This window comes from Paraburkholderia sp. TE9906 (assembly GCF_056279605.1).
In genome coordinates this window covers 532,221-548,074 of sequence record NZ_JBWCCT010000001.1, presented here as the reverse complement: position 1 = coordinate 548,074, position 15,854 = coordinate 532,221, and the positions used below count along the sequence as shown (strand labels likewise).

Sequence of the window (15,854 nt, the reverse complement as noted above, 5' to 3'; positions counted from 1 at the left end):
GGGAAAACATCCATGTCTTCATTCGATCTGCGTTTGTCTACGCTACGCGCCGCTTACCGTGCCGGGACGCTCACGCCGCGCCAGTTGGTTGGCGAGCTGCGGGAAAAAGCCGCTGCACTGAATCCCGAGTTTCATCTGTTCATCCACCTTCTGGGCGAAGCGGAAGTCGCGCCGTATCTGGACTGGCTGGAAACACAGGATATCGAAGCATTGCCGCTGTATGGCATACCGTTCGCGATCAAGGACAACATCGACCTGGCCGGGATTCCGACCACCGCCGCCTGTCCCGCGTTCGCCTATACGCCAGGCGAGTCGGCGACGCTCGTCGCGCGGCTGATCGCGCTGGGCGCCGTGCCGCTCGGCAAGACCAATCTCGACCAGTTCGCCACCGGCCTGAACGGCACGCGTTCACCGTACGGCAAGTGCCGCAACAGCGTGCATCCCGACTATCCGTCGGGCGGATCGAGTGCCGGGTCGTCTCTGGCCGTCGCGCTGGGCGTCGCGAGCTTTGCGCTCGGCACCGACACGGCGGGCTCCGGCCGCGTGCCGGCAGGGCTCAATAACCTCGTAGGACTCAAGGCGACCAAAGGTGTGCTGTCCACCGGCGGCGTCGTGCCGGCCTGCCGCACGCTCGATTGCGTGACCTACTTCACGGCGACCGCGCGCGAAGCGAGCGACCTGCTCGCACTCACAGCGCAAGCCGATCCCCGCGATGCATACAGCCGCGAGAACCCGCAATGGAACGACGCGCGTGCATTCGGCAAGCTCGCGGCTTTCCGCTTCGGCGTGCCGTCGCAACTCGAATTCGCGGGCTGTGCCGAAAGTCCGGCGTTGTTTGCGAAGGCCCGTGCGCTGCTCCAAGCGGCGGGCGGCGAGGCGGTCGAGATCGACTTCGCGCCGTTCGGCGAAGCGGCGAACCTGCTTTATCAAGGCCCATGGGTCGCGGAGCGCTACAGCGTGGCGGGCGAGTTGATGGAAGCGAACAAGGAGGCCGTGTTGCCGGTCATCCGCGACGTGCTGGCGAAGGCGCCGGGCGCCACGGCAGTCGAACTGTTTCGCGCGCAATACCGGCTGCAAGCGCTGAAGGCCGTCTGCGACGCCGCGCTCGAATCACTGGACTTCGTTCTCACGCCGACTTATCCGCGTCCCGTCACGCTGGCAGAGTTGGAGCGCGACCCCATCGGGCCGAACTCGTTGCTTGGCTACTACACCAACTTCGTGAATCTGCTCGACTACGCGGCCGTCGCGACACCGACCGCGTTCATGACGAATGGCCTGCCATGGGGCGTAACCGTGTTCGGCCGCGCGTTCACGGATCAGTATCTGTTGAGTGTGGCCGATCTGCTGCAGCGAGCAAGCGGTGTCGAATGTGTCGGGGGCGGCAAACCCGAGGCGAGCGAGCGACCGACGACGGCGGCCAACGATCGGGTACGTGTCGCGGTGTGCGGCGCCCACATGCAGGGTTTGCCGCTCAATCGCGATCTGGTCTGCCGCGGCGCACGCCTCGTAGAGGCGACGCAAACCGCGCCGCGCTATCGCTTGTCCGCGCTGGCGGCCACGCCGGATGGCACGAGGCGGCCCGGCATGCGGCGCGTGCCGGACGGCGGCGCGGCGATCGCGATCGAAGTCTGGGAGATGCCCAGTCTGGAATTGGGCTCGTTCCTCACGACGATTCCCTCTCCGCTTGCGCTAGGGAAGGTCGAACTGGCGAATGGTACGTGGGTGACCGGCTTTGTGTGCGAAGGTTATGGCCTGGAAGTCGGGACCGACATTACGGAGTTCGGCGGCTGGCGAGCATGGCTCGCTAGCGGGCGCAAATAGCGCGTGTGGTGGGCGGATGCGTCCTTGAGCGGTAGCCATGCCTGGGCTACCGCTCATTTTATTTGTATGGGAGCGGGTACGGCGCCCTGGACCCTTGAGGGCAATACAAGATTTGGCCCTTTTCTTTCGCGCGGATGACCGCTACATTGATCCCTGCGCGAGCAGGGCGGAACGCACCATGTGTAATGAACTGATCGCCACGAAGCACGCCCTGAGTCCGGCAACAAACTGCCCGTGCTTGCGGGCCCGTGACACAGGGTCCTCAGGTATTGTGTGATCGCCGAGCGGGCAACATTGATCAGCCGTCACAGGTTCAGGACCCTGTTTTTCGGTCCGGTGCGGATACCTCATGATTAGCAACTTGCGAGGTGCCACGGGTTCAATGTCGTGCATCCGCCGTTTCGCGTCGTGGCTGCCACGTGGCCAGCGTGTGCCTTCATAGGGAGCGATACATGCATCAAGTCATCAGGCATCCCCTTGTCCTGCTGGTCGTTTCGTTCGTGATCATGTCGCTGGCGGCCTGGTTCGGGCACTCGGTTCTGCGAAAACGTATGGCGCTCGATGAAGACACGCGCGACGACTTCAAAACCGTTCAGGGAGCCACGTTGACGCTGCTCGCGCTGGTCATCGGTTTCAGCTTGTCGATGGCGGTAGGTCGTTACGATCAGCGAAAGAACTACGAAGAGGAAGAAGCCAACGCGATCGGCACAGAGTTCATTCGCGCGGATCTCTTGCCGGAAGCGGCGGCCGCCGCGATCCGCTCGGACCTCGCCAGGTATGTCGAATTGCGCATCGAGTACTACCAGACTCGCGACACGCAACGCGTCGAGAAGATCAATGCCGCCACCTCTGAACTGCAAGACAAGTTGTGGTCCGCAGCGAGGAGTGGCGCCGTCGCCCAGCCGAACCCCGTCGTCGCGCTCGCCGTTGCGGGCATGAACGACGTGATCAACACCCAGGGCTATACCCAGGCGGCATGGTCGAATCGCATCCCCGTGGCGGCCTGGATAATGATGATGCTGATCGGCGTGTTCGCCAACGTACTGGTGGGCTATGGGGCGAAAAACCGGAGCGGCAAAGCCCGCTTCCTGATGATCATGCCGTTGACCGTGTCTATCTCGTTCATGTTGATTGCGGACATCGATACTCCGCGCAACGGCATCATCCGTGTCGTGCCGCAAAATCTCATTAGCACGGCGCAATCTCTGCACAGACCGTAAGGCCGCTCGACACGCTCACCGGCCGCACACAAGATAACCGCCCTCAACCCGCCCCAGCCCTCGCATAACGCGCCAGAAACATATCCGCCGCCGACTCCGCCACCTGCTTCTGTTCGTCCTGACTGAGAGAAGGCTGCCCCATCGTCACCTGCGGCCAGAACGCGAACGCCTTCACGAGACCTTGCAACTGATGTGCGGCGAACACCGGGTCCGATGTGCTGAGACGTCCGTCGGCGGCGGCCGCGCGCACCCATACGGTCAGGTCTTCCTCGCGTTCGCCCAGGCGCGTCACCATGTCCCGCGCACGCTCCGGCGAATGAATGCCCGCCGCGATGGCCACGCGTGCGAGCGACAGGAATGCTTCGTCGTTCATCAGCGTCAGCTTGCGCGACAGCAGTTCGAGCAACTGCGCGCGCAACGGCTGGTCGGCGCGATAAGCCGGCGCGGGTCCCATATGACTGGCGTCCCACAACTGCCGCAGGATCTCCGCGAACAGCGCTTCCTTGCTGGGGAAATGGTTGTAGACCGTGCGCTTGGAAACGCCTGCGCGAGCGGCAATGCGGTCCATGCTGGTCGCATCGAAACCGGCTGCGAGAAATTCTTCGATGGCCGCGCTGATGACGGCGAGGCGCTTGCGATCGGTGAGGCGTTGGGGCGTGACATTCGGGTCCATCGCAGAATTTTACACCGGGTAGTTTACTTTTCAGGATAATAAACTACACTATCCAGTCTACTTTCTGCATCCAGGCATTTCCTATGACATCGTTCATCGGTTCCATCAGCCGTGCTTTGGGTCTCACCGCGGCGAAACGCGGGCGCGAGTTGTCCGGTTCGTCGGCGCAGCATGACGGCGAGCGCTTTCGCAACGTCAAGCCGCGTCCCGCGGAAGGGTTCGGCAAGACCCTGCGCATTGCGTGGAACGTCGTGCTCAACAAGCCTTCGGGCACGGTGCCGTCCGGCGCGCTGCCCGTCGATGCGCTGACCCGCGAACAGCTCGACGCCGCGCCCGATCGCAGTCTGTATCGGCTCGGGCATTCGACGATGCTGCTCAAGCTGCGCGGCCAGTTCTGGCTGACCGATCCGGTGTTCGCCGAACGCGCCTCGCCGTTCCGGAATTTCGGCCCCAAGCGATTTCATGCGCCGCCCATCGCGCTCGCCGATTTGCCGCCGCTGCGCGGCGTGATTCTCTCGCACGACCATTACGACCACCTCGATCGCGACACCGTGCTCGCGCTTGCCGCGAGCACGGCCGTGTTTCTCACGCCGCTCGGTGTGGGTGACCGGTTGATCGAATGGGGTATCGACGCGCGCAAGGTGCGCCAGTTCGATTGGTGGCAGGGCGTGCAGATCGACGGACTGGAATTCACGGCGACCCCCGGCCAGCATTTCTCCGGACGCAGCCTGTTCGACGGCAACAGTACGTTGTGGGCATCGTGGGTGATCGTCGATGACGATCTGCGCGTGTTTTTCAGCGGCGATACGGGCTACTTCGATGGTTTCAAGGCAATCGGCGAGCGGCTCGGTCCGTTCGACATAACGCTCATCGAGACAGGCGCTTACGACGCGCAATGGCCGTACGTGCACATGCAGCCCGAAGACACCGTGCAGGCACATGTCGATTTACGCGGTGACTGGCTCATACCGATTCACAACGGCACCTTCGATCTGGCGATGCACCATTGGCACGAGCCGTTCGAACGCGTGATCGGCTTGGCCGCCGCGCGCGGCATCACCCTGTCGACGCCGCGCATGGGCGAGCGGTTGGACCTCGGCGCGCCGCATCGAGGCGAGCGCTGGTGGCGCAAGGTCGTCGAGACCGTCGATGCGCCGAAGACGTCGCGGCGCTGGTTTGCCTGTCGCAACGCCGGGCAGGCCAATTCGTGAAACGCACCGGTCGTTGACGACGTCCAGCCGTTCGGCGTCGTCATGAGGGCAAGCTCAGAGACCGGCCGGTTCAGGCAAGACAAGCGATATACGAGCCGGTCGCATCAGGGCGCGCCGTCATCGGCGGCCGCCGCCTGCGCGGGATGAACCGCCAGCATGTGGCTCGAAAACCCCTTGTCCTGTTCGAGCCGCCACGTCGCCCATAGACGCCTGGCCGGCTCGTCGAGTTCGATGGCGAGCCAGTTACGGCGTGGCGCGAGGCGCATGCCCGCACCGGGCAGTTCCATCATTTGCAGCCGATGCTCGGTGTCGATCGTTTCGCCGGCTTTTGCGTTCTGCTCCATGTAGAACAGAAAGAAGAAATCCGCCACGCCTGACGGCGCCGGATGGACGACAGCCGAACTCGTCAGCTGATTGAGTCTGCGGGCGTTATTCCCGGCGGCGCCGTTCGCTTCGATGATGCCCCACGCGGCCACGTGCACGTCGCCGGACACCATGGTTACGCGGCGCTTGCGCGGGCCGTCCGCGAAAGCGACGAGGTTGCGAACGAGGCGTTTGCGCTGGCCTTCGTGATCGTCGTTGGACCAGTGATCGTGGATGTCGTCGGACAGGCTTTTGGTGACGTGCTCGCGCAGCAGGCCAAAACTATAGACCGCCTCGGCGATGCGGATTTTCGGATGCGCAACCGGCACGCTGCTGATGAACAGCAGATGTTCGACGGTGTCGGGCAGCGTCGTGAGCCATTGCGTCATCGCGTCCCATGTTGCTTCGCCGATCACCTGCAATTGCGAGCGCTCGCTGCGCAAGTCCGGTATGAGAATGGCGAGCGACCCGAACACGCCCGCATGCGAAAACCCGGGCTGGTGGGGCAGGAACGCTGGCGCAAGCGGGTCTTGCTTCACCAGCGCATCCCAGTCGATCGGATCGAAACGCGGCAGACGGGTCGGCTGATCGGGCAGCGTTTGCGGCGGCAGCAGTTCCTCCGGCATCTGCAACTGATACACCCAGAAGTTGCGGCGCGCCGCGGCAAACAGTGCGCGAAACACGGGACTCGCCTGCAATTCGGGGCTATAGGAGCCCCAGCCGTCGAAGATATCGTGGTCGTCCCACATGATCAGCGAGGGGATCGTCGCGAACGCGCAGGCGTCGTCGAGTGTGCCGTCGTACGCGTTCGCGGGCCACGGTGCTTTGCCGCGCGCATAGCGCCAGCGGTCGATGTATAGCCCGAAGTAGTAGCGCTCGATCTCGTCGGCGAGTGTCGCGCTGACGGCGACGCCCGGCTGGTCCGCCACCGGCAGATTGCTCCAGGTCTTGAGCGCTTCCATGTCTTCCCAGATCGAATCCATGTAGATCTGGTCGCCGCCCATCAGCATCGCGTGAAATCGCAGCGGGGTGCCCTTCTGAAAGAGCGTGGAATCGACCCACGCCTGATGCTCGTCCCAGTCGGATTCATGGGCTTTAAGCAGGGCGCCGTCGTGATTCGTGATCAGATCGGACCAGACATTGCTCGCGTCGTGCTGAAGATCCTTGATGACCTTCACCGACGAAAACCCATTGCACGACACATACGTGAAGCGCGGCGTCTGACCGGCGGCAGGCACGATAAAGCGCCACTGCGCGTTGTCGCCGAACGAATACGTGATGACCTGTTCTTCCGCCGATTGCTTGACCGGCATCGCGTAGCGCAACACTTGCGCGTCGTTCGTCTTGCGCAGCACGCGTGGTGCGGCCGGGTCGGCCTTGCCGTCGACTGTGAGCGTGGGCTGCGCGGCGTCCGCGCGAATGACGATCAGCACGGTGATGCGCCACAGAGTGGGCGCATCAGCGGTGGCGGGCCGCAAGCCGAGCACCGGGCCCATCAGCAGATCGTTCCGTGAGGATGCCTTCTTCCTGGTGGTAGCCATGCTTCACCTCGCCGTGTTGACGCACGCGAGTTTGCGTGCGTCATTCGAGCAGCCGGATGGTGGGGGCGATGCGCGTCGAATTTGCGCGGTCGGCCGGTGAAGATTAGTTCAGCGTGCCACCGAACATGCATCGGGACGAACCCTGGCGCATGTTTTCAATGCGCCAAGATCACGCTTGTGGCTCGAACCCGCAGCGCGCACGGGGACGCCGCGACGCGCCCGCTGTACGGCACGCGGGGTTCAGGCGTTCCGCAAAGCGTCGATTTCCGTGCGAAGCGCGGCTGCGACGCCGGTCCAATCACCTCGTGTGGTTTGTCGGAAGAGCCGCGCCTGTGCGTACCATGGACTATCGTTTCGTTCGAGTTGCCATCGCCAATCCGGCATGAACGGCAGAGCAACCCATACGGGTTTCCCGAGCGCGCCCGCCAGATGCGCGACAGCCGTGTCGACGCTGATGACGAGATCGAGGCGCGCGATCAGCGCAGCAGTCTGCGCGAACGTGGTGAGCCGCGCGGAAACATCGTGCAACCGCCCGCGCTGTTCCAGTTGTGCGAAGCAAGCACGGTCACTTTCCCGCACTTCCTGTTGCAGCGCGAAGAATCTGGCGTCGGCATCCAGCAGCGGCTTCAATTGTTCGAGTGGTATGGAGCGGTTGCGATCATTCAGATGCGTCGTACTGCCCGACCACACGATTCCAATCTTGAGTTGGCGATCGGAGTCGTCAAAAAGATTGTCCCACTCACGGGTAAGCGCGTCGTCCGCATGCACATACGGTGCGAGCACAGCGAGATCGGCCGCGCGAAGCTTGAGCGCGAACGGCAGGCTCATGATCGGAATGTGATAATCGAAATGCGGTACCGGCGCTGCTTCACCGATGACTTCGGCTGCGCCGCGATAATGTTGCAGCAGCGGCAGCAAAGCATCCTGAACACGCAACACGACGTGAGCACCGGTTGCGCCGAGTCGATCCACGAAGCGCACGAATTGCAGCGTGTCGCCGAAGCCCTGCTCGTGATGAACGAACACGGTCTTGCCGGCTATCGGTTGGGCGCCGGTCCACAGCGTGTTCTGCGCAAAGCCATGGCTGCCGGTGCCATCGCGCCAGCGCCATTCGTACTCGCGCCAGCCGTGTTCGAATTCGCCGAGCAGCAGGTTGGTCTGAGCGCGATTGGTGCGCGCGCCGGCATCGTTCGGATCGAGCGAAAGCGCCTTCTTGAACTGCAGCAAGGCCTCATCGAAACGCGACAGGTCTCGCAACGCCACGCCGAGATTGACGTAGGCGCGCACGAAACGCGGCTTGAGCGCGATCGCCTGCCGGTAGGCAGCGAGTTCGTCGTCATAGCGCTCCATCGTGCCGAGCAGTGCGCCCCGGTTGTAATGCGCTTCGGCGGACAGCGGCTGGATTTTGCACAGATGGTCGAGCATCGCAAGTGCCCGCTGCAATTCGCCACGCTGGATCAGCGACATGGCGGCGCCATACAACGAAGCGGCATGGTTCGGAAATTGAGCGAGGCTGCGTTCGAACAGCGCTATCGCATCATCGTGACGTTGCGCCGACTGGCACACTTGCGCGGCGAAATTCAGTTGATCCACGGACATGGATGTGGTCGCCGATGGTTGCGTCAGATACTCCGCTGCGCGTATATGATCGCCCTGTCTCGCGGCGATGGCGCCGAGACCTGCCAGCGCTTCGCCGTGATCGGGAACGCTCGCCAGAATGCTGTGCAGCAGACTGGCGGCCTCGTCGAATTGACCGGCGTTAAAGCTCTTTTGCGCGGCGGCGAGCGTGAGTTCAATGGCGTGATTCATGGCGAGGAATGCGGCGCGGAATGCGATCTGTCGACGAATGAGAAACGGTTCATTGTACGGGATCGCATCGAACCGGACCGGCACTCGACGCACGGCGGTAAGGGCGGGTCTGGACGCTGTGAGCGAGACCCGCGCGCCCCACACTCAGTTCAATGCCACCGCTGCCGCCGCGCTCACCGGCGACCCTTCCACCGCCACCGATTGCCGCCCATCCGGCCCGACCGGCACATCGCCGACGAGCGTCGTGCGATACAACTGGCGGTCGAAGTCGAGATCGAAGATATCGGTGGGCGCGAGATGCGCGGTCGCGCGGTTGTCCCAGAACGCGACGCTGCCCGCTTCCCACTTGAAACGCACCGTGAATTCCGGCCGCGTCACGTGTTCCCAGAGCAGTTCGAGCAGCGCCTGGCTCTCACGCGGCGTCACGTCGACAATCGATTTCAGAAAGCTCGGGCTCACGTAGAGCGCACGTTCGCCCGTTTCCGGATGGACCCTGACGAGCGGATGCTCGGTGACGAGCGCGCGCTGTTCGACGGCTTTGACGAACTCCTGCGTGCCGCTCGCGCCGGCCGGCGGCGTGAATCGGTGAATGCCGCGCAAGCCATCGACGAAAGCGCGCAACGGCGCGGAGAGCTTCTGATAGGCGCTCACCAGATTGGTCCACTGCGTATCGCCGCCGTACGGCGGAATCGTCACGCCACGCAGAATCGACGCCCACGGCGGATTGACCGCAGCGGTCACATCCGTATGCCAACCGGTCCATGGACGCAGCAATGCCTGGCCCTCGAAACGCGTCGCCTTGCGGTACTTCGAAATGGAATAGACCTCGGGATGTCCGTCGACATGACCGAACACCGGATGCCCCAGCGTCAATTCGCCGAATTGAGCGGAGAACGCGACGTGCTGCTCGTGCGTCAGAAACTGCTCGCGAAAGAACACGACCCGCCACTTCAGCAATGCCGCGCGAATCTGCGCGACCTCGCTCGGGTCCAGTTTGCGCGTCAGATCGACACCGTGAATCTCGGCGCCGATATGCGCCGAAAGCGGCTTGACTTCAATCGACTGTGCTTCATGCAATGCGGCTGCGCTCATGCAAGGCTCCTCGCGAAAAGAAACGTGTCCGATGCCGGCTCACAGGCCGTCGGCTCTCACGTTAAATTCGCCGGTGCTCGAATCCAACCAATCTTTGCACATAAGAAAATCAGCGCACGTGCGAACCTCGGCGCGTGCAATCGAGGAGAGCGCAAACGCCGTGTGCGGACAGACAAATAAGTAAAGCGAAATTTGTTGGTTTGGCTGGAACTCCCGCGCCGCGATACTGGTTTCCCTAATGAAAGCGCGATTCGCTGCCGACGTATTCGCCCGCCGTTCAACTACCTGGCCGAGCCCCACACCATGACGCAATCGACTCACCCCGATCAGCAGGCACTCGACACGTTGCGCCTGATTGGCCCCGCGCCGGAAAACTGGGTGCCACCGCGAGACGGTATCGATCACAACGTGGTGATCGTCGGCGGTGGGCAGACCGGTGCGGCGTTCGCCTTTGCACTGCGGCGCGCCGGCATCGGTCAGGTGAGCGTGATCGACGCCGCGCCCGATGAAGCGCACGCGGGGGTGTGGTTGAATCGCGCGCGCATGAACAGGTTGCGTACGCCGAAGACGCTGGCCGGCCCCGAAGCGGGGCTGCCGGGGTTGAGCTTTCAGGCGTGGTACGAAGCGCGTTTTGGCGCTGTCTCGTACGCGGAAATAGACCGGATTCCACGCACGCGCTGGGCGGAATATCTCGCGTGGTACCGGCATTTTCTCGACATTCCGATTCGCTACGGCACACGCCTCACGCTGATCGAGCCGGTGGGCGAGCATTTCCGTTTGCATCTGGAAGTGCGCGACGGCGGTACGGTGCGCAGCGTCGTCGAGACGGCGCGCAAGATCGTGCTTGGCAACGGCGTCGCGGGCAATGGCGCGCCTTTCGTTCCTGCCGTGCTCAAGAGCCTGCCGCCTGGCCATCTTGCACACACTGCCGACGCGATCGATTTCGCGGCCCTGCGCGGCAAATCGGTGGCGGTGATCGGCGGCGCGGCGTCTGCGTTCGACGCTGCGGCAACGGCGCTCGAAGCCGGCGCCGCGGAGGTCCATCTATTCGCGCGGCGCGAGCGTATCGCGTCCGTACCGGTGACGCGTGCGCGTGCTTATCCCGGCGCCTACGACAACTACTTTCATCTGCCCGACGCGATTCGCTGGGCCCAGGCGCGGCGTTTTCGCCGGGCCGGTTCGACGCCGCCCGTCGACGCGGTCGAGCGTGTCACCCGTTTTCCGAATTTTCATCTGCACCTGGGTGCGTCGTGGACCGATGCGAGCGTCAGGAGCGAACGTGTCGAAGCCAGCGTGGCGGGCGAGTCGTTTGCATTCGACTTCGTGATCGCCGCAACGGGCTACGTTGTCGACCCGGCGCTGCGGCCCGAGCTTAAGCAGGTCGCCCAGCATATCCGTCTATGGCGTGATCAATACGTGCCTGCTGAAAACGATCACGACGATGCGCTTGGCGCGCATCCTTATCTCGGCGCCGCGCTCGAATACCTGGAAAAGACGGACGCGGATGCGCCTTATTTGAAACATATCCACGTCTACAACCCGGGCGCGTTCGTGAGTTTCGGCCTGCCGGTCGGCGACGTGCCGAGTATGAAGCGCGATATTCCCGCTGTCGTCCAGCGCATCAGCCGCGATCTCTTTCTCGCCGATCTGCCTGCGCATGAAGCGCGCATCAACGGCGACATCGCCGCCGACTTCGACGTTTCGTTCTACGCACACAGCGTCTGGCAACACGATAAGGCCGACGTCGCGTAACGGCTTTTTCACGCACGCGCTCACGTCAACTCAATCAGTCAGGAGGACGAAATCGATATGTCCAGTCAATTTGAATCGATCGCAACCCGCGCTCCGGCGAGCGGCGCGGACCCCGGCGACGGCACACGTGTCGCCTCCCGGCGCGGGCTTTCTCGCGGTGTGCCGATCGCCGGGCTCGCCGCGATCGCCTGGCTCGCGAGTGCCGCGCAGACCGCATGGTGGCCGAGTCTCGATGACTGGCCGTACACGCGGGAATTCATCGCGCTCAAGCTGGTGCTCGCAGTTTTCGCCGTCGCAGCAGGTGTCGCGGGATGGCGCAGCACGTCAGCTGCGTCGAACATGCCTTCGCGCACGAGCGCAGGTCTACGCGCGATGCCCTGGCTGCTGGCGTTGGCATTTGGCGTCAGCGCATGGGAGGCCGTCACCGCGCAACTGGAGTGGCTGCCACGGCCGTTCTTTGCGCCACCGCAAGCGCTGATCGGCGTCTTTGCCGAAGACTATCCGAGGCTCGGCACGAGTGTCGTGCACTCGTTCGGACTGCTTGCCTATGGGTACGTGCTCGGCGCGCTGGCTGGCTTCGTGACGGGCGTGAGCATCGGCTGGTCGCAGGCCGTGAGTTACTGGGTCCATCCGGTGCTGCGTCTCATCGGACCGTTGCCGGCCACCGCATGGTTGCCGCTCGCGTTCTTCTTCTTTCCGTCGAGCTTCAGCGCGAGCGTGTTCCTGATTGCTCTGGCGACGGCCTTTCCGGTCGCCGTGCTGACGTGGTCCGGTGTCGCCGGCGTCAATCCGGCCTATTACGACATCGCGCGCACGCTCGGCGCGCGGCCCGCCTTTCTCATTCTGCGCGTCGCGATTCCGGCGGCGCTGCCGTCGGTGTTCGTCGGACTGTTCATGGGACTTGGCGCGTCGTTCTCGGTGCTGATCGTCGCGGAGATGATGGGCGTCAAAGCAGGGCTTGGCTGGTATCTGCAGTGGGCCCAGGGGTGGGCGGCGTATTCGAACATGTATGCCGCGTTGCTTGTGATGGCGCTGATGTGCTCCGGTCTGATTACCTTGCTGTTCCGTGTGCGTGACCGTCTGCTGGCCTGGCAAAAAGGATTGCTCAAATGGTAGCCGTACCCGAAGTGCTGAATCAAGCCGCCGATCAAGCGCGGGTCCGCAACGGCGCGCGTATCGACGTGCGTCACGTGAGCCATCGATTTGCATTGCACGGCGCCGCGTTGCCGGTGTTGCAGGACGTCAGCTTCTCGGTCGAACCAGGCGAATTCGTCGCGCTGCTCGGCCCGAGCGGTTGCGGCAAGTCCACCTTGCTGCGGCTCGTGGCGGGGCTCGATGCGCCGACCGAAGGCAGCCTGAATGCGGACGGCGCTGCGATCGCGGGTCCTGATCCTTCGCGCGTGGTTGTGTTCCAGGACCCGACGCTGTATCCGTGGCGAACGGTGCGCGGCAACGTTGCGATCGGTCCGCAGGCGCAGCGGCGACGCCTTGCGCGACGCGACCCGGCACAGGAAGAACAGGCGCAGAACAGAATCGACGCCGCGCTGGAACTGGTCGGCTTGAGCGAATTCGCCGAAGCGTTTCCGCATCAACTGTCGGGCGGCATGGCGCAGCGCGTGGCGTTGGCCCGCGCGCTCGTCAACGATCCGGCGCTATTGGTGCTGGACGAACCGTTCGGCAAGCTCGATTCGCTCACGCGCATCCGCATGCAGGGCGAGCTCGCGCGACTGTGGCAGGACGCGCGTTTTTCCGTACTGCTGGTGACGCACGACGTGGAAGAGGCGCTGCTGCTCGCGAATCGCGTAATCGTTTTCAGCGAGCGCCCGGCGCGAGTCGTCGCCGAGGTGCGTAACGACGCGCCGTATCCGCGTCATCGCGACGATCCGAAACTAGTGGCGCTGCGCCGCGAGGTACTCGCGCAACTCGGACTCGACACCTGAACGACTAGAACAATCCATCGCGACCTGAGGAGCAATCAACCATGAATCCCTATGATGAAGCGCCGCTAAGCCCGGCCCGCCGCGCATGGCTGCGCAAGACGGCCTGGAGCGCGGGCGCCGCCGCACTCGGTGGCGCGGCGCTGAGCCTGCCGGGCTCGCTCGCGTTCGCGCAAACGCCGTCCGCGCCTTTGAAGCAGCTCAAGCTCTCGTGGAACGCGGGATCGATTTGCACCGCGCCCGTGGCCGTCGCGGTGAAGCAGGGCTTTTTCGAGCAGCACGGCTTGCAGGTCGAACTCGTGAACTTCTCGGGCTCGACCGATCAACTGCTCGAGGCGATTGCGACAGGCAAGTCCGACGCGGGCGTCGGCATGGCGCTGCGCTGGATCAAACCACTGGAGCAGGGCTTCGATGTGAAACTGACTGCCGGCATTCACGGCGGCTGCATGCGCTTGCTGGCCACGCGCGCGTCGGGCATCGTCGACGTGGCCGGTCTGAAGGGCCGCACGATCGGCGTCAGCGATATGGCGAGTCCCACCAAGAACTTCTTTGCGATCGTATTGAAGAAGATCGGCGTCGATCCCGAGCGCGACGTGAATTGGCGCCAGTATCCGGCGAACCTGCTGGGCGCGGCGCTGAAGAAGGGCGAAGTTCAGGCCATCGCGGACGGCGACCCGACCATCTGGTCGATCCGCGAATCGGATCATCTGCATGAGGTGTCGAACAATCTGTGCGGCGAGTACCAGACGCGTTCATGCTGCGTGCTGGGCGTGCGCGGCTCGCTGGTGCGCAAGGATCGCGCGAGCGCGCAGAAGCTGACGCAGGCGTTGCTCGAAGCGACCGAGTGGACCGCCAATCATCCGGAGGAGGCGGCCGCGATCTTCTCGGTGCATACGCCGTCGGCGGACGTGGGCCAACTGGCCGCAATGCTCAAGAGCCATACGGACCATCATCATCCGGTGGGTGACGCGTTCAAGAAAGAGATCTCGCTGTACGCCGACGATCTGAAGGCAGTTGGCGTGCTCAACAACGGGACCGATTCGAATCGTCTCGCGGATCGGGTCTTCTCGAACGTGCTGACTGCGTGACGCTCGGCGGTGCGGGGGCCCGGCGCGGCCAGTCCTCACTCACGACTCATCCAGCTCAAAACAACTTAAACAGCCGGGTCGCTTCGATCCGCACGCATTCAAAAAGGAATATTGGCATGCAGGTATCTCTCGACACAGCGGCGCCCGCGACGCTCGATGCAGCGCTGGCTGGCTTGCCGGCGCTGGCCCAGGCAATCGGCGAAGACGCCGCGCAACGAGAGGCACGACGCGAATTGCCGTTCGACCGCTTTGCGTTGTTCCGCGAGTCGGGGCTCGGCTTACTGCGCTTTCCCGTCGAGTGGGGCGGCCTTGGCGGGTCGCTCGACGATCTCTTTCATGTCGTCGCGACGCTGGCTGCCCATGAATCGAATGTAGCCCACGCTCTGCGGATTCATTACGACCTGACCGAGCAATTGCTGTTATCGCCTCGCTCGGATTTCAACGATACGCAGATCGAGCGTGTGCGCCAGGGGGCGATATTTGGTGGCGCGTCGACGGAACTCGGCACTTCGCGTCCGGGAGAAATCGTCACGCAACTCGTGCGTGACGGCGAGCACTTTCGAGTCACAGGCAAGAAGTACTATTCGACCGGCACGGCCTTTTCGGACTATGCGCGAATCAACGTGCAGGATGAGAACGACGAGAAGGTTTCCATCGTGATTCCGGTGGCTCGTGAGGGTCTGCAAGTACTCGACGACTGGGACGGCATGGGCCAGCGCATGACGGCGAGCGGCAGTCTCGTGCTCGACAACGTGCAGGTTTTCGCACACGAAGTCGCGACGCGCGGCTATACGAGTCTGGCAGGCCGTCACGGCAGCGCGGTGCGGCAATTGCATCTGGTCGCCGTAGCGGCTGGCATCGTACGCAATATTCTCGCGGACGCGCGGCGTTACGTGGTTCAACACGGCCGCCCGGTACTGCACAGCCCGGCGCCGTCCGCGCGCGAAGATGGCTTCGTGCAGCAGGTGGTGGGCGATCTCGCCGCACATAGCCTTTCGATCGACGCATTGGTGCAGCAGAACGCTCGGACCCTCGATCGCTCGGCGGTTGCGATTCGCAACGGCGCGGCGAATGCCGAAGATCTGGTGCTCCAAGGCGCGCTTGCAACCGCCAAGACACAACTGGTGGTCAGCAAATTGGCGCTGCATGCGGGCGAGCGGCTGTTCGAGATCGGCGGCGCGTCGGCGACTGCACGCTCGCACAATTTCGATCGCCATTGGCGCAATCTACGCACCATCTTCAGTCACAACCCGCTGCTGCACAAGGCGCGCGTAATCGGCGACTACGAGTTGAACGGAGCGACGACGCATCTCACCGAAGGACGCGTGTTCTGACCAGTACCGCGCC

12 protein-coding genes are annotated in these 15,854 nt (G+C 63.5%); 8 read left to right on the top strand and 4 right to left on the bottom strand.

All coding sequences use genetic code 11. From position 1 onward, the window contains the following. The first annotated feature begins 12 nt into the window (after nt 1-12). Both atzF and ACZ9H4_RS02460 read left to right on the top strand, forming a co-directional pair. On the top strand, nt 13-1,821 hold the full coding sequence (gene atzF, locus ACZ9H4_RS02465) for an allophanate hydrolase (protein WP_476118149.1): 1,809 nt from the start codon (nt 13-15) through the stop codon (nt 1,819-1,821). 452 nt (nt 1,822-2,273) lie between these two features. Further along, nucleotides 2,274-3,041 carry a bestrophin-like domain gene (locus tag ACZ9H4_RS02460; protein WP_408139495.1) on the top strand — a complete coding sequence of 256 codons (768 nt, stop codon included), beginning with the start codon at nt 2,274-2,276 and terminating at the stop codon, nt 3,039-3,041. Between the two features lie 43 nt (nt 3,042-3,084). Here the strand turns inward: ACZ9H4_RS02460 and ACZ9H4_RS02455 are convergent, their stop codons facing one another. Continuing rightward, a complete protein-coding gene (locus ACZ9H4_RS02455; RefSeq protein ID WP_408139493.1) occupies nt 3,085-3,714 on the bottom strand; it encodes a TetR/AcrR family transcriptional regulator in 630 nt (209 codons plus the stop codon). Nucleotides 3,715-3,797: 83 nt separating this feature from the next. Here ACZ9H4_RS02455 and ACZ9H4_RS02450 point away from each other — a divergent pair, with 83 nt between their 5' ends. After that, nucleotides 3,798-4,925: an MBL fold metallo-hydrolase gene (locus ACZ9H4_RS02450; protein ID WP_476118148.1), complete on the top strand. Its 1,128-nt coding sequence runs from the start codon at nt 3,798-3,800 to the stop codon at nt 4,923-4,925. 104 nt (nt 4,926-5,029) lie between these two features. Here ACZ9H4_RS02450 and ACZ9H4_RS02445 read toward each other — a convergent pair whose 3' ends face one another. The 3 genes from ACZ9H4_RS02445 to ACZ9H4_RS02435 form a co-directional block, all read right to left on the bottom strand. Next, on the bottom strand, nt 5,030-6,829 hold the full coding sequence (locus ACZ9H4_RS02445; protein ID WP_408151836.1) for an alkaline phosphatase D family protein: 1,800 nt from the start codon (nt 6,827-6,829) through the stop codon (nt 5,030-5,032). 240 nt (nt 6,830-7,069) lie between these two features. Then, nucleotides 7,070-8,638 carry a tetratricopeptide repeat protein gene (locus ACZ9H4_RS02440; protein ID WP_476118147.1) on the bottom strand — a complete coding sequence of 523 codons (1,569 nt, stop codon included), beginning with the start codon at nt 8,636-8,638 and terminating at the stop codon, nt 7,070-7,072. A 144-nt stretch (nt 8,639-8,782) separates the two neighbouring features. After that, nucleotides 8,783-9,730, bottom strand: a complete 948-nt coding sequence (locus ACZ9H4_RS02435; RefSeq protein WP_408151838.1) for a TauD/TfdA dioxygenase family protein — start codon at nt 9,728-9,730, stop codon at nt 8,783-8,785. A 303-nt stretch (nt 9,731-10,033) separates the two neighbouring features. Between ACZ9H4_RS02435 and ACZ9H4_RS02430 the strand changes: the two genes are divergently transcribed. The 5 genes from ACZ9H4_RS02430 to ACZ9H4_RS02410 all read left to right on the top strand — a co-directional run bounded on the left by ACZ9H4_RS02430 (nt 10,034) and on the right by ACZ9H4_RS02410 (nt 15,841). After that, nucleotides 10,034-11,482, top strand: a complete 1,449-nt coding sequence (locus ACZ9H4_RS02430; protein WP_408139483.1) for a SidA/IucD/PvdA family monooxygenase — start codon at nt 10,034-10,036, stop codon at nt 11,480-11,482. A 57-nt stretch (nt 11,483-11,539) separates the two neighbouring features. Next, on the top strand, nt 11,540-12,598 hold the full coding sequence (locus ACZ9H4_RS02425; protein ID WP_408323693.1) for an ABC transporter permease: 1,059 nt from the start codon (nt 11,540-11,542) through the stop codon (nt 12,596-12,598). Further along, a complete protein-coding gene (locus ACZ9H4_RS02420; RefSeq protein ID WP_408323695.1) occupies nt 12,592-13,422 on the top strand; it encodes an ABC transporter ATP-binding protein in 831 nt (276 codons plus the stop codon). Before ACZ9H4_RS02425 ends, ACZ9H4_RS02420 begins: the two co-directional genes overlap by 7 nt. A 41-nt stretch (nt 13,423-13,463) precedes the next feature. Next, nucleotides 13,464-14,507 (top strand): ABC transporter substrate-binding protein, encoded by a 1,044-nt coding sequence (locus ACZ9H4_RS02415; RefSeq protein WP_476118145.1) that lies wholly within the window; start codon nt 13,464-13,466, stop codon nt 14,505-14,507. Between the two features lie 116 nt (nt 14,508-14,623). After that, the gene (locus tag ACZ9H4_RS02410; RefSeq protein WP_408139475.1) at nt 14,624-15,841 is read left to right on the top strand and encodes an acyl-CoA dehydrogenase family protein; all 1,218 of its coding nucleotides are present in this window, start codon (nt 14,624-14,626) and stop codon (nt 15,839-15,841) included. The last annotated feature ends 13 nt before the right edge of the window (nt 15,842-15,854 follow it).

Bases quoted from the DNA above. Each gene is read 5' to 3' on its own strand.
- ACZ9H4_RS02430 (WP_408139483.1), top strand. From the start codon at position 10,034: ATGACGCAATCGACTCACCCCGATCAGCAGGCACTCGACACGTTGCGC.
- ACZ9H4_RS02440 (WP_476118147.1), bottom strand. From the start codon at position 8,638: ATGAATCACGCCATTGAACTCACGCTCGCCGCCGCGCAAAAGAGCTTT.
- ACZ9H4_RS02435 (WP_408151838.1), bottom strand. From the start codon at position 9,730: ATGAGCGCAGCCGCATTGCATGAAGCACAGTCGATTGAAGTCAAGCCG.
- ACZ9H4_RS02415 (WP_476118145.1), top strand. From the start codon at position 13,464: ATGAATCCCTATGATGAAGCGCCGCTAAGCCCGGCCCGCCGCGCATGG.
- ACZ9H4_RS02410 (WP_408139475.1), top strand. From the start codon at position 14,624: ATGCAGGTATCTCTCGACACAGCGGCGCCCGCGACGCTCGATGCAGCG.
- ACZ9H4_RS02460 (WP_408139495.1), top strand. From the start codon at position 2,274: ATGCATCAAGTCATCAGGCATCCCCTTGTCCTGCTGGTCGTTTCGTTC.
- ACZ9H4_RS02425 (WP_408323693.1), top strand. From the start codon at position 11,540: ATGTCCAGTCAATTTGAATCGATCGCAACCCGCGCTCCGGCGAGCGGC.
- atzF (WP_476118149.1), top strand. From the start codon at position 13: ATGTCTTCATTCGATCTGCGTTTGTCTACGCTACGCGCCGCTTACCGT.
- ACZ9H4_RS02455 (WP_408139493.1), bottom strand. From the start codon at position 3,714: ATGGACCCGAATGTCACGCCCCAACGCCTCACCGATCGCAAGCGCCTC.
- ACZ9H4_RS02450 (WP_476118148.1), top strand. From the start codon at position 3,798: ATGACATCGTTCATCGGTTCCATCAGCCGTGCTTTGGGTCTCACCGCG.
- ACZ9H4_RS02420 (WP_408323695.1), top strand. From the start codon at position 12,592: ATGGTAGCCGTACCCGAAGTGCTGAATCAAGCCGCCGATCAAGCGCGG.
- ACZ9H4_RS02445 (WP_408151836.1), bottom strand. From the start codon at position 6,829: ATGGCTACCACCAGGAAGAAGGCATCCTCACGGAACGATCTGCTGATG.